Origin of the sequence: Halomonas sp. ISL-56 (assembly GCF_018612805.1) — a bacterium.
Lineage (GTDB): Bacteria > Pseudomonadota > Gammaproteobacteria > Pseudomonadales > Halomonadaceae > Vreelandella.
In genome coordinates this window covers 303142-325070 of the sequence record NZ_JAGGRO010000004.1, presented here as the reverse complement: position 1 = coordinate 325070, position 21929 = coordinate 303142, and the positions used below count along the sequence as shown (strand labels likewise).

Here is a 21929-nt window from a genome sequence, read left to right as displayed (position 1 = left end):
CCCCATGCGAGAGTAGGTCATTGTCAGGCACTTATTAAACGAAGAACCCAGCCAATCGGCTGGGTTTTTTGTTTGTATGGAAGAAAACCAAGGGGTCTCCCCATGGAGAGTCCCGGATGGCCGGCCTAGTCATCGTCAGGCACTTATTGTGAAAAATCCCTCAGGGCTAAATGCGCTGGGGGATTTTTTTTGCGTTTTGAACGGAAAATCACCAATCAATAGGCTGGCCGTCCCAAGCCCAAAATGTACCGCTATCATCGGGCGTTCGCCGGGCGATGACGGCCAACAGCTGTTCTGCTACAAACGCGGGTGTGAATAACTTGTCGTCAGAAACCCTGGCTTGAAAGGGCTTGGAGAGTGCCGTATCAGTTGTGCCAGGGTGCAGGCATAAGACGGTAGACTGCTTATTAAGGCGCTTGAGCTCAATAGATGCTGTTTTAAGCAACATGTTATGCGCTGCTTTGCTGGCACGATAGCTGTACCAGCCCCCTAACTGATTATCTTCAATTGAACCAACGCGAGCTGAAAGGCTGGCAATTACTGCAGGGTGTGATCCTTTGAAAGAATCTTTCAGTGCCGCTAGCAATAAGATCGGCACAAAGGCATTGATGTTCATTGTGTGCACTAGGCTTTCGGCGCTAAGCTGATCGAGGCGCTTCTCGGGCACCAGTCGGTGGGCGTCATCATGAAGGATGCCGATGGCATTGAAAAAGAAGTGGATTGGCTGGGCAGCTAGTTCTTTCTTAAGTGCCTGCCTTCCCCGCTCTTGGGAAACATCGAGCATTAGGTAAGTAAGGCGGGGATTGTCAATTCGTGGTGGTTGCCTGCTTACCGCAATAATGTGGCCGACCTGAGAGGAAGAGAGTAACTGTTTAATAATGGCAGCACCTATCCCCCCCGATGCGCCGACAACCAGCGCTGTGTAATGATGAGGCAGTAAACTAAACATGAGAAGCCTTTTTAATCCTGCTAGTGAAGGCTTTCATTGAAACGCTATGAAGATGGCTTGTCGAGAGAGATCAGGCGGAAGCGTTAATTTTGCCTGGTTGGGGGCTATTACGTCCATCTGGCTTGTAGAGCGTTTTTTCTGCGATTTGCCGAATGTAATCGAGCATTGCCTGATTATGCTTCATCCGAACTGACAGCATTTGCCCCGTTAGCTCATTTTTACGTGAAGCTCGCTCACTCTTCTCCAGTAAGCTATTCCAAGCTATCTGACAACCTGCATCTTGAGCTGCCGCTTTAGCGCCGTTAGCGCCTTCTGCATATCCAAGACGCTTTTGTACATTGCGGCGCACAATTTCAATGCGCTCTAGCTCGGCCAATAAGGACTGCTTATCTAGTGCAACCTTAGAGAGTGCATCACCGTCAATGTCACCTTGCGTCAATAAATTTTGCTCGTGAGACAACAACGAGATTAACTCGTCAAGCCGCTGTTGTTGGTCGGCAAGCAAGGATGCAAGGCTCATTTAAAGCGTCCCCCTTTAAAAATCTTTAAGATTTGCAATTAGGCCATCTGCGATGCGGTCAGCACTCATTTCAAGGCGACCCTCGCGAATAGCGTCACGAATCTCTTCAACTTTGGCGCTATCGATATCCTGAGATTCATCGATACTTGATTGGCTCAACTGAGTCGATTCGCGCGTTGTACCGCCCGGTGTGGCCGGTGTTACGCTGTTAGTTTTTTGCGTTTCATCGCGCTGCTGGGCTTGGTTAGAGCGTAACAGCGGATTAATGTTATCAATATTCACGTCGTCTGCCTCATCGTCAGCGTCGATGCGCTTTGCGTTTAGTATAGCTTGTATAAAAGTAACTATCGGCAGGGCTGGGTATAACTTTAGGTGGCAAGTTAAAAATCCACCACCAAAACCCCTCGGTCTGTGACGCGAGCAGTCATGATTTCCCGTGAACCAAAGCGAACCCTAACCCGCTCACCAAGAGCGCCATTTTCAAGCGCTTCGCCTTCGCGTGAAACTCGGAAAGCAGAGCCTTGGGCTATGACAGTAACGCGCTGCCCGCGTTCAACTAAATGAGGCGCTTGTAAGTAATGGGCTAAAAAGGCGCTACCACTGCGAATGGGACGCTGAGCTATTTTACCCACAATATCTTCTTCAGTAGTCAACGCCTGAGCCGACAGGTCACCAAGATTGCCACCGCGTACGCTGAGCATGCTTGAGGTGATCAGTGTGCCTCGTTCAATATCTCTCGCTGCCACTACGTAATTGCCGATGACATCAATTTGGGCTTGCAAATAACGGACTTGTCGGCTGTCTTCACCGCAACGTACCCCTACGGAGACTCGGCCCAAGGGGGCTTGATTGGCGTTGGGTAAAAAGGGCTCCGGTTGGACGCATTCCGGTAAATGGGGAGACGGTGGCCGTAAATCAATGACCACTTCTTCGCCTAATGCTCGTGTCTCCTCGTATAAAAACTGATGCACTTGTTGAAGAAGGGCATCGTCATCAGCCTGAGCTTTGGTTGATGCAGCTATGCATAGAATTGCCGTAAAAATAATCACTTGCCAGAAGCGAAGCGTGCTTGGCTTAGTAAAGTGCTGTTGTAGCATGGAAAGGTCACTTGCTTGGGAGCTTAGGGAGGAGAGCAAAGAAGTGGATTCATTGCTCAGTGTAGCGAAAAGGTAGCAGCCGTATCACGCGAAATGCTGGCAGAAACGCCAGCTGTTCCATGCTTTAGGCTGACAGTTCCAGACGTATTCTTCATCATCAACAAAATCCATTTTATTTTTTGCCTCAAAGCGAGGGTCGGCATGATTGATCAACTGGAATCTGCCTTTAATTTTCATCAGCAAGCAGTGGGTTTACGCCAAGCACGTCACGATGTGTTGGCGGCGAACATTGCCAATGCCGATACGCCTAACTATAAAGCGCGAGACATTGATTTTGCTAGTGAGCTAAAAAAAGCAGTAGACGGTACTCAGAATGCATCGAGTAATACTGGCGGCGGTCTGACACTGGCGCGCACTGCTGGAAACCATATTGCTGGAGAAGGCCCTGCATGGCGTGGAACGGGCCACGCAGATTTACTTTACCGCATTCCCGACCAGCCTAGTTTGGATGGAAATACGGTTGATATGGATCGTGAGCGCACGCAGTTCGCTGATAACGCTGTGCGTTATCAGGTCGGGATCACGATGCTCAACAGTCGTATTCAAGGACTGAAAAATGCCATGCAGCCCGAATAATCCAGGCCAAATTAGTGAGGAGCTAACCAACCATGTCGATGTTCTCTACGTTTGATATTGCCAGTTCGGCAATGAGCGCCCAAGCCCAGCGTATGAATGTTACCGCTAGCAATATGGCCAATGCCGACAGTGTTGCTGGGCCGGATGGTGAAACCTATCGAGCCAAGCAGGTAATGTTTGAGACTCAAGCACAAGGTAATCGCTATGGTGTTGGCGGTGTCCGCGTCACCGAAGTAGTAGAAGACGATTCGCCGCTGCGTATGGAATATATGCCTAACCATCCGGCGGCGGACGAAGAGGGTTACGTGGCAAAGCCGAACGTAGAGCCGGTACATGAAATGGTCAATATGATTTCTGCCTCACGTTCCTATCAAGCTAACGTCGAAGTATTTAACACCACTAAACAGATGCTGATGCAGACGCTGTCGCTGGGTGAGGGGTAAGCCATGAATGTCGATACGAGTGTACTAAATAACATAAACGGCGGCGGCTCGAATGGTCTCTCAGCTCGCCAATCCGATGAGCTGCGTGAAAGCTTTATGACGCTACTGATTACGCAGCTGCAGAACCAGGATCCGCTCAATCCGATGGAAAACTCGGAGATGACCTCCCAGTTAGCGCAAATTAACACGGTCAGCGGTATTGAAGAGTTGAATAGCACGCTAGAGGGCATTACCAGCCAGATGGATGCCAATCAGGCACTTCAAGCCAGCGGCCTAATTGGCAAAGGCGTTATGGTGCCTGGTAAGGATGTTTTGCTGGAGCAAGATAGCGATGGGAATACGTATACAACACCCTTTGGCATAGAGTTGGCCGAGCCAGCGAAGAATGTTAAAGCGACTATCGTGGGTGAAGGCGGGCAAATCATAAAACGTTACGATGATCTCGGTCCACTGAAAGCTGGTGTTCATTCGTTCGACTGGCCGGGGTTCAATGATCAAAACGAGGCGGCTGCCAGTGGCCGGTATACCGTACAGCTAGAGGCGACCAACGCCGAAGGTGAAAAGATTGAATCCACAGCCTTGCAGTATGCGGTGGTCAACCGTGTGACGCCGAATGATGGCAGTGGCAGTGTTCGGCTGGATCTAGGCGCTATCTATGGCCAAGTCAACCTGAACGATGTTAAACAAATTCTATAAATCGGATATCTGAGGATCTACTATGTCATTTACAACTGCTCTCTCTGGTATTAACGCACAGTCAGAAAAGCTTAATTCTGCAGGCAATAATATCGCCAACTCACAAACCGTGGGTTACAAAAGTTCAAGCGTTCGTTTTGCCGACGTATTCGCTAATTCCCAAGGAATTGGTGTCAAGGTATCTGATACTCGTCAAAACTTCTCACAAGGTAGTATCGAAAGCACAAACCGCAATCTTGACTTGGCTATTTCTGGTAGTGGTTTCTATCGTATGGAACAGTCTTCAGGTGAAGTAGCCTACTCAAGAAATGGCGAGTTCAGCTTGGCTGCTAATGGCGATATTGTTAATGCGCAAGGCGCCAGACTGATGGGATATGGTCTGGATACCCAAATTACTGAAGATACGGCCGAGCAGTTAGCATTTCCTTTTTCTGACGTGTTAGTGGGAAGTGATCCGGTTCCTTTAAATGTGGCTGCGAATGACATACCAGCGAGGGCTACCTCAGAAGCTAACATCCTTCTTAATCTGGACGCCACGACTGTTCAAGGACAGGGTTTAAGCACTGTCGAATTAAATGATGGAACTGAGTTGCCGTACCACTTTTCAAACAGTTTTACGGCTTATGATTCGTTAGGTAATGCGATAAACGTGTCGACTTATTTTGAGAGAGGTGCGGACAATCTGTGGAATGCGACAGCGGTTACCAATGGTGTAGAAAGAGGCACTTTCACACTTAACTTTACTACTAGCGGGCGATTGCTAACAGATGCTGATGGTAACGTAACCGGAGTAAATGGAGGCGATGATAGCGCTACAATTACTTTCCCAGGCGGTACTGACGCGGAAGACGTTTCATTTGATTTAATGTTTGATGGAAGCACTCAGTTTGCAGACACCTCTTCGCGGAGAGAGTTTAATCAAAATGGTTACACATCAGGCGCTTTAGTGGGTGTCGAAGTGCTTGCTGATGGTACCGTAATGCGTAACTTCTCTAATGAGCAATCTCGTCCTGCAGGTCAGATTGTATTAGATACTTTTCGCAATGAAGAGGGGCTGAGGGCGTTAGGCAACAACCTGTGGGCAGCAACGAATAGTTCAGGTGTAGCTAACACGGGTGCGCCCGGCTCTGGACAGTATGGTCAAATTGAGTCAGGTGCTGTCGAAGCTTCTAATGTGGATTTGGCCAAAGAGCTTGTGGATATGATTGTCTCGCAACGTGCTTACCAGGCAAACTCCAACACCATCAGTACCCAGGACGAGCTCCTGCAGACCGTTATTAATCTTTAATGATCGGTCATATTTGTAAGGAGTAAGTACCTTGGATCGAATGCTCTATACCGCCATGAGTGGCGCAAAGAACAGTATGGATCAGCAGTCGGTGGTGAGTAATAACCTGTCGAATGTAACCACCACTGGTTTTCGTGCACAGCTGCAGGCCGCTCGTTCTGTGCCCGTACAAGGTGAAGCGTTACTGGCAACGCGTACCTCTGCGGTGACCACCACGCCTGGCAGTGACTTTTCTCAAGGGCCCGTTGAGTATACGGGCCGCACGCTTGATGTCGCGATGCAAGATGATGCGTGGATGGCGGTGCAGGCCGATGACGGTACTGAAACTTATACACGCCGTGGTGACCTGCAGATTGACAATGATGGCGTGCTGCTCAGCGTTGGACGACCCGTGATGGGCGAAGGCGGCCCCATTGCCGTCCCGCAAGGGGCGCAAATTTCCATCGGTGCCGACGGCACGATTAGTGCTATCCCCGAAGGCGTAGGTCCGGAAGCGCTGGTCGAGGTAGGGCGTATTAAATTAGTGACGCCCGAGGGTGGTGAGTTAACGCGCGGCGAAGATGGCCTGTTTCGTGCACCCCCTAATGAAGAGGGTGAACCAGGGGTCTTGCCCGCTGACGAAAACGCCAAGTTGGTTAGTGGAGCCCTGGAAGGCAGTAATGTCAGCGCAATCGATGCCATGGTCTCGATGATAGATGTGGCACGCCGCTATGACATGCAGATGAAAGTGCTGAGTACGGCTGACGAAAATGCTCAGCGCGCTAACGGGATTCTATCTATTCAAGGTTGATGTTGGCCATTCAAAGCTGATGTTCGTCAGTCGGTCAAGGGAGTATAATTATGATTAAGTCGTTGTGGACAGCAAAAACTGGTTTAGAGTCTCAGCAAACCAAGCTAGACGTGATCTCAAACAACCTAGCTAACGTGAGTACCAATGGTTTTAAGCGCTCACGCCCCGTTTTTGAAGATTTGCTGTATCAGAACATGCGTCAGCCCGGCGCTCAGAACAATATTCAGGATCGGCTACCGTCCGGCATGCAGGTGGGTACCGGCGTACGTGCCGTGGCGACTGAGCGTCTGCATACCCAAGGTGGGTTAGAACAGACTGAAAACTCACGCGATCTCGCGATCAATGGCGAAGGGTTCTTTCAGGTGCTAATGCCAGATGGTACGACGGCCTACACCCGTGACGGTAGTTTTCAGCTAAATGAAAATGGCCAGATGGTGACCGCCAATGGTTACCCTGTTGAGCCTGCTATTTTCTTACCGGCCAATGCGCTATCAGTGAATGTAGGTGAAGATGGCACCGTGAGCGTTCGTCAGCCGGGTGTTGCGCTTGATAATGAGGTGGGGCAAATCACTGTCAGTACCTTTATTAATCCAGCTGGCCTTCAGAGTATTGGAGGAAATCTTTACTTAGAAACGGGGGCTTCAGGTGCGCCCAATGAAAACATGCCAGGCATGAATGGTGCTGGTCGTCTGTTCCAAGGCTACGTTGAAACCTCCAACGTCAACGTCGTTGAAGAGATGGTCAATATGATCCAGACCCAGCGTGCCTATGAAATTAATAGCAAAGCGGTGTCCACCAGCGATGAAATGTTGGCACGCTTAAGCCAGCTGTAACGGTTATTACTCACCGTGCTTACTTTACAGGTTGCGTTATGCTGGAGTTGCACCACATGTCACGTCGTATTGCGCTAGCGGGGCTGGTGCTTTTAATGCTAGTAGTTGCCGGGTGCGCTCAGATTCCGAGGGCCTCTGTCGTGGGTGAGCAAGAGCAGATCAGCATTGTTGATCGACCGCCGCCTATCCCCAATGGCTCTATTTATCAAGCTAGGCAAGGTTATCAGCCGCTCTTTGAAGACCGTAGGCCGCGTGCTATTGGCGATATTTTGACCATTGTGCTGGATGAAGAGGTCAGTGCGAGCAAAAACTCGCAATCCAACGCGGGACGCAGCGGCAGCGCCAGTCTGGAACTGGCACAGTTGCCTGATGTTCTGGATACGCTTGCCGAGTATGGCTTTGATATTTCAGGTGAGAATGACTTCGCTGGAAGTGGTGGGTCGCAGGCCAATAACTCCTTTACTGGTACCATTACTGTATCAGTGTTAGAGGTGATGAATAACGGTAATTTACGCGTGCGTGGCGAAAAACAAATTGCCATTAATCAGGGTACCGAGTTCATTCGTTTTTCTGGTGTGGTTAACCCTCGCACAATTACCGCGCAGAACTCAGTTCCTTCTACCCAGGTCGCGGATGCGCGTATCGAATATGTGGGTGACGGTTATATTAACGAAGCGCAGCACATGGGTTGGCTACAACGTTTCTTCTTAAACGTCTCGCCGTTCTAGCTCTATGGGGAGCCATCAATGACAGAGCTACTCTTGACCGGCCCGGCAATAAAAGGCCCTTCCATGAAAGAACGACAGCGGCTAACAGCGATGCGATTAAGTAGTTTTTGGAGAAGCAGCCTGGGAGTAATTAACCGCCGAATAGCCAACACCTGGGCACTCCAGCTGTGCGCCTTAGTGTTCATAAGCCTATTGGCGTTACCCGCCCAGGCGGAAAGTGTGCGTGAACTGGCAAGCTTTGCCGGTGTTCGTGATAACCAGTTGGTTGGCTACGGCCTAGTGGTTGGTCTTGATAGTACCGGTGACCAAACGACACAAGCGCCTTTTACCAGTCAAAGCCTGACCAACATGCTCTCTCAACTGGGGGTAACCGTCCCTTCCGGTACGAATCTACAATTACGCAATGTGGCTGCAGTGATGGTGACAGCTGATCTCCCGCCATTTTCGAGGCCAGGCCAGCGCTTAGATATAGTGGTTTCATCGATTGCTAATGCACGCAGCTTGCGAGGCGGTACGCTTTTAATGACACCGTTAAAAGGTGCCGATGGCGATACCTATGCGATTGCCCAGGGCAACATGTTGGTAGGTGGTGCAGGCGCCCAAGCGGGAGGCAGCAGCGTGCAGATCAATCAGCAGGCATCGGGGCGTATTCCCAATGGCGCGCTGGTTGAAAGGGAAGTACCGCTTAACCTGGGCGGTAATGGTGGCATGCTTGAATTACAGCTCAACGATGCCGATTTTGGCACCGTTCAGCGCATGGTGACGGCGATTAATAACGAGTTTGGTCAGTCGGTAGCCTATGCTCGTAATGGTCGGGTAATTGCTCTGGATGGACCTAATGACGACAATGCAAGGGTCAACTTTATGGCCCGTGTCGAGAATGTTCAGGTAACGCCTACGGAAGCTCCTGCTCGCGTTGTACTGAATTCACGTACCGGTTCGGTAGTGATGAATAGTGCTGTCACATTGCGAGAGGCGGCGGTGGCCCACGGTAGTCTGTCGATCATGATTGACACCCAATTTGGAGTTAGCCAGCCTAATCCCTTTGGAGAGGGTGAGACGGTCGTGGTACCTGACGCGGATATTGAGATTGAGCAGCAAGAGGCTTATCTGCAAATCGTAGAGGGCGCACAGCTCAACGAAGTGGTTAATGCCTTGAATGCCTTAGGTGCGACCCCACAAGACTTAATGTCGATTCTGGAAGCGTTAAAAGCGTCGGGTTCACTGCGTGCTGAGCTGGAGGTCATTTAATGAGTGCGAGTGATATGACCAGTCAGTTTGCCCTGGATATGAATGGGTTTCAGCGTCTTCAACACACCGCACGCATCGACCCTGAAGCGGGCGTTAATGGCGCAGCCCAGCAGTTTGAGGCGCTTTTTATTCAAATGATGATGAAAAGTATGCGCGACGCTACGCCCAGTTCACAGCTGATGAACAGCAGCGCGACAGATACTTATCAATCGATGCTGGATCAGCAGTGGTCACAGGTGATGGCTTCGCGTGGAATGGGGCTTGCTGAGGTCTTGGTTGAGCAGTTGGAGCGCCAAGGTGCCATCTCAAAAGCGCAACCTAATGCCGATCAAGAGCTACAAGCATTAATCGCTGGTATCCCCCGTGGCACGCCACGCACGCTTGACGATTCATATGCGGTTAGTTCCGGAGTGGATGGAGCTTCCAAAGAGCAGAGCAACGGACGCTTCTTAGCCGAGCTAGAGGCTATTCGCCAAGGCGTGAATAGAGGGAGTGTAGTCGATGCTCCCCCGCTAACGCAGCGAGAGCAACATGGGACAGGGCATGTCGGTCAGTTTATGCAAACGCTGTCAGCTCCTGCCCAGGCCGCTAGTGCGACCACTGGGGTTCCTGCTGAATTAATTCTGGCTCAGGCCGCGCTAGAAACAGGCTGGGGGCGACATGAAATTACTACGCGCAATGGCAGTAATAGCCACAACCTTTTTGGCATCAAAGCTGGCAGTCATTGGAAGGGCGAAACCACTGATATCGTGACTCACGAATATATCAATGGGAGACGGACGCAGGTGGTCGATACCTTCCGCGTCTATGACTCGTTCGAACATGCCTTTACTGACTATGCCAGCCTAATCGGCAATAATCCTCGCTATGCCGGTGTGGTGCAGGCCCCTAACGCGGAACAGGCGGCGAGAGAGCTTCAGCGCGGGGGGTATGCTACTGATCCGCGCTATGCCGACAAGCTGGTAGCGGTGATGAATACTATGGGGCCACTGAACGCTGCTAGCAATTTTTTAGCCGATTCTCGCTAGCCCTTTCCTCAAGTTTTTCTGCGCAGTGCCGATACTTAAAGAATATATAGGTATCGGCCTAAGGAATTGAACCATGAGCATGTTTTCGATCGGCTTAAGCGGCCTCAATGCGGCGCAGAATGCCCTCAACACCGTTAGCAATAATGTTAGTAATATCAACACTCCTGGTTATAACCGTGAGATTACACAGTTAGGCCAGGGGCGCGCGAGTGGAGGAGTTCGTGTCAATGATATCGAGCGCCAGTTCAATGCGTATGTAGCTGACCAGTTAAATAGTGCCAAAACACAGTCTAGTGCGCTTTCCACTTACTATAGCCAAGTAACGCAAATTGATAATTTGCTGGCAGACCGCGAAGCTGGTTTAGCCCCTCTGATGCAGAATTTTTTCTCCTCATTAGAAGATCTGGCGTCCTCACCCTCTGATCCAGCGGCGCGTCAGGGCGTTCTGGGTACCGCAAATACGCTGAGTTCACAATTCCGTTCCTTTGATGGCTACCTGCAAGATATGCAAGGCAATATTAATGGCCAGATCAAGGATGAAATTACCCAGATTAATAACACCACCGAGCAGATCGCCGGCTTAAATAAAGAGATTGCCCTGGCCCGCGCTCGCAGTGGGGAGGCTCCCAATAGTCTGCTCAACCAGCGTGATCAATTGGTATCTGACCTTAATGAGCGTATGGATTTGCGCCTAAATATTCAGGATGGCAAAAGCTACAGTCTTAGCTTGCCGAATGGTCAGCCGCTGGTGACAGGCACCAGCTCGTTCCAACTAGAAGCAGTTCAAGCCGATTACGATCCTCAGCGCACGGTAGTGGGTTATCGCGATGGTGGTGGTAATGTCGTTCAGCTAGACGAGTCCACCATCAAAGGAGGGGCGCTGGGCGGTTTAATGAGTTTTCGTTCAGAAACCCTAGATAAAACACAGAACCAAATTGGTCAGCTAGCTGTATCCCTGTCGACTGCATTCAATGCGCAGCACAAGCTGGGTGTGGATTTGGGCGGTGATCAGGGCGAAGACTTTTTTGCTGTACGCGCACCGCAAACCTATGGGTATGAAGGAAATAGCGGCGTTAATATTACGAGCGCTCAATTTGACACTGAGCAGATTGATGCCCTTAGGGCTACAGATTATACCGTCCGTTTTGAAGGTGCAGCGCCTTCGGCTCCTATCGTGACGCGCAACGATAACGGCCAAGAAGTTGAGTTTGATCAGGATGCGTGGGATGACGATGGCCAACTAAAATTTGGAGGTGTCATCCTTGAGTTCAGTGGGGCGCCCCAAAATGGTGACCGATTTGAAATCCAACCAGTGCGTCGTGCGGCTAATGGTATGGAAACGAATATTGCTGATGTGGACAAAATTGCAGCGAGTAGCTTAATTGAAAGCGAAGGAAATCTGGACATCAGCAAATTAGCTGCCGCAAGCGGCGCCTTCTCCGCCAATGAAGATTATGAGCTGGAAGTCGATGAGAATGGTGCGTTGACTGTTACACCTGCAACAGTGATTTCAGTGAACGGGAATGCCTTCAACCCGGCCACAGACACACTGCAAGAGGGCGATCGTATCAGTATTGATGGCCTTAGTTTCACCCTGGACACATTACCTGTAGCAGGTGAAACCGCCAGTCTTGATATCAGCCTTAGCGACGCTAATGCGGGTGATAACCGCAACGCCTTGGCAATGCAAGAACTGCAGGCTAAGTCGATTGTTGGCGCTAGCGCCACCCTTACCGGTGCGTATGCATCAATGGTCAGCGATGTCGGTAACCGTACCAATATCACAGAAGTTAATTTAGATGCTCGACAGGGCCTTACCGATCAACTGCGTGCCGTGCAACAGTCGGAATCAGGCGTAAGTATTGATGAAGAAATGGCGAATTTGATGCGTTACCAGCAATACTATATGGCTAACGCGAGAGTCATCGATACGGCTGGCACGATAATGGACACCATCTTGAACCTGCGCGGTTAACTCGGGAGCTTAAGTTATGCGTATTAGTACCGTTACCATGTTCGAGCAAAGCACGGCGTCTATGAACCGCCAGCAGAGCGACTTGATGAGGGTTAGTCAGCAGATGGCCAGTGGACGGCGCGTGGTTAACCCTTCCGACGATCCTCAGGCCGCCTCGCGGGCAATTGGTGTTGATCAGGCAAAGGCAGTGACTGAACAATATTCAGATTCACGTATATCGGCGCGTAATTCTCTGTCGCAGTCTGAAAGCATTATCAATAGCGTTAGTGATGCCATAACAAGTGCGAAAGGATTGTTGATTCAGGCGTCTAGTGACACGCTGACTGACGAACAACGCGAGTCCATCGCTAGCGAGCTCAAAGGTGTTTACGAAACCATGCTGGGCCAAGCCAATTCAACTGATGGTAATGGTCGTTATTTGTTCGGCGGCTACAAAGATAATACCCCGCCCTTTGTGAAGTCTGCCGACGGTAGTGTGGAATATAGAGGCGATACGAATTCTCGCGAGCAGCGTGTCGATGCTACGCGTTTAATGCCGGTAGCGGATAATGGCGTGACTATCTTCCAGAGCGTTCCCAGCGGTGCTGGCTACGTGGCTGAAGCAAAGCGTGTAGGTGGTGATCTCAATGAAGGCACTCTGACATTTCGTGGGCCGCAAATAAACAATGTAAATGATGATGACTATGGAACAGATTTCCGTATAACCTTTAACGATCCCGCTGATACATTTAATATCGAAACATTTGATGGTACTGGCTGGGTGCCTGCCGATCCCGCTGATCCAACTTTAACGGATGTTGAGTACACGGGGAATCTCGATGGCTCTGCTCAGCAGGTAAGCTTTGGTGGGGTTTCGGTTAACTTAGAAGGAACGCCTGTTGCTGGTGATTCAATTCTGGTCGCGCAAGCTGATGGCGAGCAGCGCCAACCTGATCTCTTCCGAACTATGGAAGAAGCTATCCGCGTATTAGAAAATCCTGCTGACAATGCCACCAAAAAAGCCGATCAGCGCAATACTTTGATTACCGCTATGCGCGATCTGGACAATAGCCTAGACAACGTTCTTACCGTGCGCGCCTCAGCCGGAGCCCGTTTGAATGAGCTTAAGGTTATTGATGCAGTCGCGGATAATCGTATGCTGAACTACACCCAGACGCTGTCAGATTTAGTAGACCTCGATTATGCTGAAGCTATCACTGAGTACAGTTTGCGTCAGGTGGGCTTACAGGCCGCGCAAAAAACGTTCGTGGACATGAAAGGAATGTCGCTACTTAATTATATGTAGGATTAGTTTGTCTCAATTGAATTTAATTATCAGCTCATGCTTCTTCGTGAAGCATGAGCTTTTTTAATTCAAAGGTGCCATCGTTTCGATGAGTCCCTGCATAAATCCCAGCCCTTGGGTAAATAATCGCTGCAAAAAGCGATTAATGTCGGTCATTAGCACCATCATCAGTATAAGGCCCACGATGAGAGAGGTAGGGAAGCCGATATTAAACACCGTGAGCTGTGGAGCCGAGCGGTTCAATATGCCGAGAGCTAGGTTAATAGTCAGTAGGGAGCCAACCAGCGGTAACGCCAACAACATTCCCGAGGCAAAGATTGTTCCCGCATACCTGGCGAGTAACTCAAAAGCCCCTGGGTTAAAGGTTCCAATGCCAATTGGCAAGGTTTGGAAGCTCATAATCAGGGTTTCAAGCACCATCAGGTGGCCATTCAGTGCCAGGAACATGAGCAGCGTTATCATATAGAGAATGCGTGATAGCACCATGATGTTGGTACCACTCGACGTATCAAAAAAGCTCGCAAACGCCAGGCCCATTTGCAGACCGATGAAATCCCCTGCGGCTTGAACGACCGCAAACATGATGTGCATGACGAGGCCCATCGCTAAGCCGATTAGGATCTGCTCGATCATAACCCCCATCCCAGCCCATGACATAATGGCAATATCAGGCATGGCCGGTAAGATCGGCGCAATGACAATGGAAATTAGAGCAGCCAAACCTACTTTGGCTTGGTTAGGTACACTGGAGTGGCCCCATAGCGGTGACGCCGCCATAAAAGCAGTAATGCGCGCAAACGGCCATAAAAAAGCCACCAACCACCCCTGTAGCTGTGCGAAAGTGACTTCCACCATAGCGCTACATCACCATACTAGGGATGTTAGTAAATAAGCGGTGAGTAAAATCGGTAATCAATCCAATCAGCCAGGGGCCTGCTAATACTAACACTGTAAACACGGCCAAAATTTTAGGAATAAACGTGAGCGTCATTTCATTAATTTGCGTTGCGGCTTGGAACAGGCTGATGATAAGACCAGTGAACAGCGCTGCAAGCAGCATTGGGCCAGCAAGGAGAAGGGTTACTCGCATACCTTGGTAGGCAATACTCATCACCATTTCAGGGGTCATCGCGGAATCCTGTGTGCCAAATAAAATGTCGCGGCATTTTGCATGTACAAAAATAACTCAATGAAGCGCTATATCATGTAAAAGCTTTCTGCCATCGAGCCAATAATAAGCTGCCACCCATCCACTAAAATGAACAGCATTAGCTTAAAGGGCAACGAGATCGTAATGGGCGGAACCATCATCATACCTAGCGCCATCAGCGTACTGGCGACTACGAGGTCGATGATTAAAAACGGGATAAAAATAGTAAAGCCAATTTGAAATGCAGTCTTAAGCTCACTAGTGACGTAAGCGGGCAACAACACTCTCATGGGTAACTCTTCTGGGCCTTGCATCGGCCCTACATCCGCCAAACGAACGAACAGGGCTAAGTCAGGCTCGCGAGTTTGGGCGAGCATGAATTCGCGAAATGGTTCCTGAGCAAGTAACAAAAATTCTTCAAAATTGATCGTTTCATTTGTCAGTGGTACCCAGGCGTTGTCGTACACCTGTGCCAAGACTGGGGACATTATAAAAAAAGTTAGGAATAGCGCTACGCCCAAGAGTACTTGGTTCGGTGGCGTTGCCTGGGTGCCCATTGCCGTACGCAATAGGCTAAGCACAATGATGATGCGAGTGAAGCTCGTCATCATCAGCAGCATGGAGGGTAAAAACGCTAGCGAGCTTAAAAAGAGCAGTGTTTGCAGCGAGAGCGACCACTGCTGACCACCACCTTCTAGTGGCTGCGAAGTAATCCCTGGGATCTGCTGAGCCTGGGCTGGGCCTGCCACCAGTATTAAACAAACACCAAGGGCCAATGCTAGCCACAGCCAGCGCTGACTATCAAAGCCTACTTCCTTGTTATTAAACACACTGAACTTGGATACATTGCTTTTAGAAACAATGTTTTTAGAAACAATTTCTTTAGTAACACTGCCTTGAAAAAAAACGGGCCAAGGAAAATGCATCCGTTGCCTCATGGCTTCTGATGTGGATCGGAGGGCGCGGATGAGTCACTGCGACGGGTAGCAGTCAGCGCTTTTGATAAATGCCGGGAAAAGCGCGATGAAGGGGGCGGCGTCGTTGGCGTGCGGTTTTCGGGGGCTGGGCGTTCGTGCAATTTAGTAATTCGCCCTCCACCTACGCCCACCACCAACCAGGTATCCTCCACTTCAACAATTACTACACGCTCACGATTGCCCACGGCAGTACTGCCGACAATTCGGAGATGGGCTCCATGGCGAGTGGTATGGTTACCCCAGCGCTTTAAAAGCGCCGTGCAGATTAAAATGATTGCTATGACGAGAGCTAAAGCTGCGGCTGTCTTGCCCAGAACAGCCATGCCTATCAAGGACTCGCCACCGTTACTCAGTGCATCGAGAGAGCCGTTCTGCGTTGAAGTTGATACAACGCTCATCGGTTCAATTTATGAATACGTTCAGAAGGTGTGATGATTTCGGTAATACGAATACCGTACTTATCTTCGATCACGACAACTTCGCCTTGAGCAATCAAGTAGCCATTAATTAATATATCCATCGGCTCACCGGCGAGGCCTTCGAGCTCAATGACAGAGCCTTGGGCTAACTCCAGTAACTGCTTAATGGTTAGCTTTGTACGGCCTAGCTCCACGGTGAGTTTCACCGGGATATCCATAATCATTTCAAGTTCGCGAGCCTGTGAAGAGCCGCTATCGGGGCTTAGTGGCCGGAAGATATCTTCACTTGCGGCTTTCGCAACAGGTGCCTTCCGCTCAGGCTCTGATGCCTGTTGTTCACTTTCCTCAACGGCCTCCTGCTCGGCCATAGCTGATGCCCATGGGTCTTCTTCATCTTCGCTTGAAGAAGCTTCTTCTTGCTCAGCCATAGCGGCTGCCCACGGATCTTCTTCTTCGCTAGCGGCATCGGCACTTGAAGAAGTTTCTTCCTGCTCAGACATGGCATCCGCTGAATCGTCGTCAGAGACGTTCTGATCAGGCTTATTGGGATCAGTCATGCTTTGGATTCCTTGGCTTTCTGTCGCGTAGACCCTTTAATAAAGTCTTTGGACGATGCGTTATTCATAGCGGCATGGTCAATCATATGTAGCACCCGCAGTGCATGCTGCTGGCGTTGACTACCGTACTCACACTCCATGACGGGAACACCGTCAACACTTGCTGTGATAGAGCTCGGAATGTCTAACGGTAGCACGTCGCCTTTTTTCAATCCCATTACATGGGCAATACGGCTGGGTATTTGAGCAAATTCAGCGACCAATTCTACTTCTGACTGACGTAGCTCACTCGCCATGCGGCGGGACCAAGTGCCGTCTTGGTCGTGGTTGCTATCATTGATCGGATTGGCCAGTAAATCACGCAACGGTTCGATCATGGCGTAGGGCATACATATTTGAAAATTGCTCGAAAGGTTGCCTACTTCGATATTGAACTTGGTATTCACCACAATTTCATTAGGTGAATTGGTGATGTTGGCAAACTTTGACTGCACTTCTGAGCGTAAAAAACTAATCTCCAGCGGATAAACGACTTTCCAAGCCTCCTGATAAGCATCAAGGGCCAGATTAAGCAGGCGCTGGATAATACGCTGTTCAGTGTTGGTGAATTCTCGTCCATCGGATTTGGTGACAAAACGACCATCACCACCGAAGAGGTTGTCTACCACCATAAAAACGAGGTTAGGTGGAAATACTACCAGAGCAGAACCACGTAATGGCTTCATCGACACAATGTTCAGGTTTGTGGGTACTGGAACATTGCGCGAGAACTCGCTGAAGCTCTGATAACGCACTGACTCGACGGTAATGTCTGCGCTACGCCGTAATAGGTTGAACAGCCCAGTACGGAAATAGCGCGCAAAGCGCTCGTTGATAAAATCAAGCGCATGCAGACGTTCACGAATAACGCGATGCTGGGTCGACGGGTCATAAGGTCGAACGCGAGCTTCATCTTGCGCTTGGGACGATGAAACCGATGGCTCATCATCTCCGCTAACGCCCTTTAGCAGGGCGTCAATTTCTTCCTGGGACAGTAGATCGTCCTGTGACATGAACGGCTCCAGTTCCCGAGGTTATTGCACAATAAATTCGGTGAATAAAACTTCACGCAAATCAAGCGGCGGCTGATTTTCCGTTAGCGGGACGTTGAGTCGATCAACAATCGCTTGTGCAAGCTGCTGCTTACCTTCAGAAGAAGTAAGCTCATCAGCCTGCTTGCCAGATAACAGCATCAGCAAACGGCTACGCACTTGAGGCATATGTTCTTCTAAAATTGCTTTACTTTCTTCATTACCCACACGCAAAGTCACACCTGTATAAAGTAAGCGTGAGCCATAGCTGTCATCGGCAAGGTTGACGGTAAAAGGTTCGATACGCATAAAAATAGGCGGCTCGCGCTCCATCGCCTGTTGCATCTCTGCGTCTTCAGAACCGGCATCACGCTGGTCGATTACCATATAAATAGCTGCCGCTGCGCCTATTGACGACAGCAACACAAGGATAATCATTATCCAGAGCAGTTTTTTTGACCCGCCGCTTTTTTCAGCCATTTGCGATTCCTGTGAACTCCATGCGTATCACTAACAATGTATTATGCCTAAAGCGCATGCTTGTGATGAAATGAACAGGCTCAATTGGCAAGCCTATCTTTTGGTTTAGCTATTTTGTGTACGTATTACCAGAAAGCTCATACAAATTCAGGTGCCACCACTTACGCGTAAAGATCGACTCGCCCATCCAGTGTCAGCAGACTGCTTCCAATGCTTTGGTTATTATGTGTCTCATCTGAACCGATCTCGCCGTTGTCACTATCCACTTCAGCACCCTTTTTGCCGCCTGATTGAGCAAAGGCTTGAGCGTTAGGGTCTCGCTGTTCGCCAACTGACGTCTCACCTAGTGATATGCCTTGCTCAGCCAGCGCTTCTCTTAGCTGGGGAATGGCTTGTTCGAGCACCTGTCGTACCTGAGCGTGGGCTGACAAAAAGTGTGCTTGAGCTCCTTGCTCACCAAATTTTAGTGAGATGGAAAGTGGGCCTAACTCCGCTGGATTTAGCTGCATTTGGATGTGTTGCTCGCCGCCACGCTGTGTAATCTGTACTAACTGCTGGCTTAGCTGTTGTGACCAGGCAGGGCTCATAACCGGCGTCGCTAAAGTAGCAGCTGTCGGGGTGGCCGTGGGAGCAAACGCTTGTGTAGATTGCGATTGTGTGACGGGGCCACCGGTGCTTAACGGGAATCCAGAGAGTAAGTGCTCGCCAGTTTGTTTTCCTTTGGTTGCTCCCTCTAGTGTCAATAGAGCACCCATGAGAGTCTCACTATTGATTTGGGGAGAGGTGCTGACGGTGGTGTTGATTTGAGAAACAAAAGTATCATGCGGCGGCTTAGGGGCTGTCTGGAGTTCAACAGCAGGCGAGCGTGTATCGTTTAAGCGAGCCGAATCAACAGGCAATGGCTGAGGTCTCTGTTGCTGCCCGGCCAAGATATTTAACGCGGAGACCAACTGCTCAGCTTCCGTTTGACTAATATTCAATTGTTCAGCAATAGCTACCAGCGCTGCTGGGTCGATAGATTGCCCAGATCCATTTTTATTCATACCTAAAGTCTGGATGATTGTTCTAATCGTCGGTGTATTGATCAACTGCTCAGCTTCCGACTGGGTAATATTTAGCTGTTCAGCGATTGCATTTAGCGCTGCTGGGTCGATAGGCAATGCTGGCTCGCTACTATCCGAACTTAGATACTGGGCAATTGCCTCGAATGCCGATGTATCGACCAGCTGCGCAGCTTCCGCTTGACTAATATTTAACTGTTCAGCGATTGCATTCAGCGCTGCTGGGTCGATAGGCTGCACAGGCCCGCTCTTATGGGTGCTTAGATATTGGGTGATTGCTTTGAGTGCCGGTGTATCGACTAGTTGCGCAGCTTCCGCTTGACTAATATTTAACTGTTCAGCGATTGCTTCCAACGTTGCTGGGTCGATAGGCGTTGCTGGTGAGTTTGTGTTGATGTTTAGCTGTTCCGCAATCAATTGCAATGAACCCGAGTCGGTCAACTGCTTTGCTGTCAACGATGCGTTGCCATCAGAAAATGAAGCCATAAGTGTAAGACGGCCGGCAATTTCGTCAAGAGATGTCGAAACTTGCCCATCATTTAGGCCTAGCGTGTCCGCGCTGATGCCTGAGTTCGGCAGCTGAAGTTGAGCGAGAAGTTTAGAAAAATCGCTCTCACTGACATCAAGCCCCAATCTTTCAAGAGCCGCGCTCAAATTTTCAACGTCGACTTCTAATCCTGCTGATAAGCGTTGGGTGTCAGAGGCTTGTAACAGCGCCTGGTGAAACAGGCCGTTGACTGGGTCTTGTCGGTTAAAAGCACCTGGAGACTGTGTCTGAGGTGAACTTTGGCTGACCGAAAGCAACTGGTGAATGTTCATATTCAGTTCCCTGGCACCGCTAATGCGGAGTGTCGTTATGCTGACGACGAGCCGCGCGGCTTGTCACCAGATCATCATTGGTTTTTTGTTCCTGACGCTCACTGCGGCGGTGCTCTTCTAACAGTCGACGCGATGCCAGTGTATCGTAGGATGAGAGCTTTCGCTGCTCTTGTTGCCAGTTCTTTTTGCTTTGTTCAACGCTTGCCTGTTGAGCGGCTAACGCTTGTCGAGCTCGGTTAAGGGCCGCATCCAGAGAGGCTAGGAACTGTTGATAGTTGTACATGGTGGCAGGGTCAATACCGTCACTCATCGCTTTTTGCAAGCGCTCGGCGTACTCCGCTCGGTAGCTCAGCAGCGACTGTAGCTGAGCGGTCGTTTGCTGTTCTGTTTGTCGCTCTTGAGCCAGTATCTTGCCCGCTTGGTCGCGGGCGCCTCTGGCTAGGTCGGTCAACATTTCGAGCTGTGAAGTGCTCATGCGCGCCCTCCTACCAGTGCGTGCAGGGCTTGGCGAGCATCCGCAAGCGTTGCACACTCATCAATATTTTGTTGAAGGAAGTTTTCTAACGATGGAAAGCGTTTCACTGCCTCGTCGAGTTGAGGGTCATGACCAGGGCTGTAGGCCCCCACGCTGATAAGATCCCGGTTCCGCTGGTAGCGCGAGAACAGTTGCTTGAAAACCCGCGCTTCTTGAAGCTGATCGGGTGAAGCAATGGCGGTCATGGCACGGCTAATTGAGGCTTCAATATCGATGGCCGGATAATGCCCTGCTTCCGCTAATGTTCTCGACAGTACGATGTGCCCGTCTAGAATGGCGCGAGCTGAATCTGCAATAGGATCCTGTTGGTCATCGCCCTCTGTTAGAACGGTATAAAACGCCGTAATGGAGCCGCCACCACGCTCAGCGTTACCTGCACGCTCTACTAATCCAGGAAGCTTGGCAAAAACCGACGGCGGATAACCTTTAGTAGCGGGTGGCTCTCCAATCGCCAAGGCTATTTCCCGCTGCGCCATGGCATAGCGTGTCAGGGAGTCCATAATCAGTAGAACGTCGCGGCCTTCGTCACGAAAGCCTTCCGCCAGGCGCGTCGCATAGGCAGCACCCTGTAAGCGCTGCAGCGGTGATGTATCAGCGGGAGCGGCGACGACCACAGCACGACGCCGACCTTCTGGGCCTAAGATGTTATCGATAAAATCCTGCACTTCACGACCCCGTTCACCAATCAAGCCAACTACAATCACGTCGGCTTTGGTGTAGCGTGCCATCATGCCTAGCAGTACTGATTTACCTACCCCCGAGCCTGCAAAAAGCCCCATTCGCTGACCCCGCCCTACGCAGAGCAGTGCATTAATAGCACGAATGCCGACGTCGATTTGCGCATCAATTGGCGCGCGAGAAAGCGGGTTGAGCGGCGGCGAACTGAGTGTTGCCCGGGGAATCTCATCGATGCCCTCCCGATCGTCAAGCGGATTGCCATTGCCATCCAGTACTCGGCCAAGCAGGCTATCGCCCATAGGAAAGCGGCGGGCACTGTTGTTGCCGCTTTCATCAAGAGGCGCGACGCGAGCGCCAGGCATTAGCCCAATGACCTCTTCCAGAGGCATCAGGAATAGCTTGTCACCAGAAAAGCCGACAACCTCCGCCTCGGCATGCCTATCGCTATCTGTCAGACGACCATCGCTGCCTGGCAATTCAATCCGGCAGGCGCTGCCCACCGCCACACGCAACCCTACCACCTCAATCACCATACCCGTCGCACGAATAACGCGGCCGCTATTGCGGTAGCGAGGCAGGTGATTGACACGTTGCTGCGTGCGTCGCAATGCCTTATTCCAGCGATGTTGATGGGGACAGGTGGTATCTGCCATAGCGTATCCGC

At 50.4% G+C, this 21929-nt stretch carries 25 protein-coding genes; 11 read left to right on the top strand and 14 right to left on the bottom strand.

Annotation, left to right across the window (positions count from 1 at the left end; genetic code table 11):
* Positions 1-208: 208 nt before the first annotated feature.
* The 4 genes from J7J49_RS03625 to flgA form a co-directional block, all read right to left on the bottom strand.
* Positions 209-949, bottom strand: a complete 741-nt coding sequence (locus tag J7J49_RS03625) for an SDR family NAD(P)-dependent oxidoreductase (protein ID WP_215090241.1) — start codon at positions 947-949, stop codon at positions 209-211.
* Positions 950-1019: 70 nt separating this feature from the next.
* Entirely contained in the window at positions 1020-1469 is a 450-nt protein-coding gene (locus J7J49_RS03620) for a flagella synthesis protein FlgN (RefSeq protein ID WP_215090239.1), read from the bottom strand.
* Between the two features lie 15 nt (positions 1470-1484).
* Positions 1485-1751 (bottom strand): flagellar biosynthesis anti-sigma factor FlgM, encoded by a 267-nt coding sequence (gene flgM / locus J7J49_RS03615; RefSeq protein WP_215090237.1) that lies wholly within the window; start codon positions 1749-1751, stop codon positions 1485-1487.
* A 98-nt stretch (positions 1752-1849) separates the two neighbouring features.
* Positions 1850-2566, bottom strand: coding sequence for a flagellar basal body P-ring formation chaperone FlgA (gene flgA, locus J7J49_RS03610; RefSeq protein WP_215090235.1), 717 nt, complete (start codon positions 2564-2566; stop codon positions 1850-1852).
* A gap of 201 nt (positions 2567-2767) precedes the next feature.
* Between flgA and flgB the strand changes: the two genes are divergently transcribed.
* The 11 genes from flgB (at position 2768) to flgL (ending at position 13519) form a co-directional block, all read left to right on the top strand.
* Entirely contained in the window at positions 2768-3202 is a 435-nt protein-coding gene (gene flgB / locus J7J49_RS03605; RefSeq protein ID WP_215090233.1) for a flagellar basal body rod protein FlgB, read from the top strand.
* Between the two features lie 32 nt (positions 3203-3234).
* Positions 3235-3645, top strand: a complete 411-nt coding sequence (gene flgC / locus J7J49_RS03600) for a flagellar basal body rod protein FlgC (RefSeq protein WP_215090231.1) — start codon at positions 3235-3237, stop codon at positions 3643-3645.
* A gap of 3 nt (positions 3646-3648) precedes the next feature.
* Positions 3649-4341, top strand: coding sequence for a flagellar hook assembly protein FlgD (locus tag J7J49_RS03595; RefSeq protein WP_215090228.1), 693 nt, complete (start codon positions 3649-3651; stop codon positions 4339-4341).
* Between the two features lie 22 nt (positions 4342-4363).
* The gene (gene flgE, locus J7J49_RS03590) at positions 4364-5629 is read left to right on the top strand and encodes a flagellar hook protein FlgE (protein WP_215090226.1); all 1266 of its coding nucleotides are present in this window, start codon (positions 4364-4366) and stop codon (positions 5627-5629) included.
* Between the two features lie 31 nt (positions 5630-5660).
* Positions 5661-6419: a flagellar basal-body rod protein FlgF gene (flgF, locus tag J7J49_RS03585; RefSeq protein WP_215090224.1), complete on the top strand. Its 759-nt coding sequence runs from the start codon at positions 5661-5663 to the stop codon at positions 6417-6419.
* Positions 6420-6469: 50 nt separating this feature from the next.
* Positions 6470-7252: a flagellar basal-body rod protein FlgG gene (flgG, locus tag J7J49_RS03580; RefSeq protein WP_007112104.1), complete on the top strand. Its 783-nt coding sequence runs from the start codon at positions 6470-6472 to the stop codon at positions 7250-7252.
* 38 nt (positions 7253-7290) lie between these two features.
* Positions 7291-7980, top strand: a complete 690-nt coding sequence (locus J7J49_RS03575) for a flagellar basal body L-ring protein FlgH (RefSeq protein ID WP_215090222.1) — start codon at positions 7291-7293, stop codon at positions 7978-7980.
* A gap of 141 nt (positions 7981-8121) precedes the next feature.
* Positions 8122-9231: a flagellar basal body P-ring protein FlgI gene (locus tag J7J49_RS03570; protein WP_502793503.1), complete on the top strand. Its 1110-nt coding sequence runs from the start codon at positions 8122-8124 to the stop codon at positions 9229-9231.
* The gene (flgJ, locus tag J7J49_RS03565) at positions 9231-10259 is read left to right on the top strand and encodes a flagellar assembly peptidoglycan hydrolase FlgJ (protein WP_215090220.1); all 1029 of its coding nucleotides are present in this window, start codon (positions 9231-9233) and stop codon (positions 10257-10259) included. The genes J7J49_RS03570 and flgJ overlap by 1 nt, the downstream gene beginning before the upstream one ends.
* Before the next feature lie 73 nt (positions 10260-10332).
* Complete coding sequence (gene flgK, locus J7J49_RS03560; protein ID WP_215090217.1) at positions 10333-12234, top strand: flagellar hook-associated protein FlgK; 1902 nt, start codon at positions 10333-10335, stop codon at positions 12232-12234.
* A 16-nt stretch (positions 12235-12250) separates the two neighbouring features.
* A complete protein-coding gene (gene flgL, locus J7J49_RS03555) occupies positions 12251-13519 on the top strand; it encodes a flagellar hook-associated protein FlgL (protein WP_215090215.1) in 1269 nt (422 codons plus the stop codon).
* Between the two features lie 63 nt (positions 13520-13582).
* On the opposite strand, the gene fliR is transcribed toward flgL, so the two are convergent.
* The 10 genes from fliR to fliI all read right to left on the bottom strand — a co-directional run bounded on the left by fliR (position 13583) and on the right by fliI (position 21918).
* The gene (gene fliR, locus J7J49_RS03550) at positions 13583-14374 is read right to left on the bottom strand and encodes a flagellar biosynthetic protein FliR (protein WP_211594815.1); all 792 of its coding nucleotides are present in this window, start codon (positions 14372-14374) and stop codon (positions 13583-13585) included.
* A gap of 4 nt (positions 14375-14378) precedes the next feature.
* Complete coding sequence (fliQ, locus tag J7J49_RS03545) at positions 14379-14648, bottom strand: flagellar biosynthesis protein FliQ (RefSeq protein ID WP_007112097.1); 270 nt, start codon at positions 14646-14648, stop codon at positions 14379-14381.
* A gap of 68 nt (positions 14649-14716) precedes the next feature.
* The gene (gene fliP / locus J7J49_RS03540; protein WP_251040840.1) at positions 14717-15457 is read right to left on the bottom strand and encodes a flagellar type III secretion system pore protein FliP; all 741 of its coding nucleotides are present in this window, start codon (positions 15455-15457) and stop codon (positions 14717-14719) included.
* Positions 15458-15603: 146 nt separating this feature from the next.
* On the bottom strand, positions 15604-16044 hold the full coding sequence (gene fliO, locus J7J49_RS03535; protein WP_215090211.1) for a flagellar biosynthetic protein FliO: 441 nt from the start codon (positions 16042-16044) through the stop codon (positions 15604-15606).
* Positions 16041-16622: a flagellar motor switch protein FliN gene (fliN, locus tag J7J49_RS03530; RefSeq protein ID WP_215090209.1), complete on the bottom strand. Its 582-nt coding sequence runs from the start codon at positions 16620-16622 to the stop codon at positions 16041-16043. The genes fliO and fliN overlap by 4 nt, the downstream gene beginning before the upstream one ends.
* Positions 16619-17674 carry a flagellar motor switch protein FliM gene (gene fliM / locus J7J49_RS03525; protein WP_215090191.1) on the bottom strand — a complete coding sequence of 352 codons (1056 nt, stop codon included), beginning with the start codon at positions 17672-17674 and terminating at the stop codon, positions 16619-16621. The genes fliN and fliM overlap by 4 nt, the downstream gene beginning before the upstream one ends.
* A gap of 21 nt (positions 17675-17695) precedes the next feature.
* Complete coding sequence (fliL, locus tag J7J49_RS03520; RefSeq protein WP_215090189.1) at positions 17696-18172, bottom strand: flagellar basal body-associated protein FliL; 477 nt, start codon at positions 18170-18172, stop codon at positions 17696-17698.
* A 161-nt stretch (positions 18173-18333) separates the two neighbouring features.
* A complete protein-coding gene (locus J7J49_RS03515; protein WP_215090187.1) occupies positions 18334-20052 on the bottom strand; it encodes a flagellar hook-length control protein FliK in 1719 nt (572 codons plus the stop codon).
* 19 nt (positions 20053-20071) lie between these two features.
* Positions 20072-20527: a flagellar export protein FliJ gene (gene fliJ / locus J7J49_RS03510; protein ID WP_215090186.1), complete on the bottom strand. Its 456-nt coding sequence runs from the start codon at positions 20525-20527 to the stop codon at positions 20072-20074.
* Positions 20524-21918, bottom strand: coding sequence for a flagellar protein export ATPase FliI (fliI, locus tag J7J49_RS03505; RefSeq protein WP_251048113.1), 1395 nt, complete (start codon positions 21916-21918; stop codon positions 20524-20526). Before fliI ends, fliJ begins: the two co-directional genes overlap by 4 nt.
* Between the last annotated feature and the right edge of the window lie 11 nt (positions 21919-21929).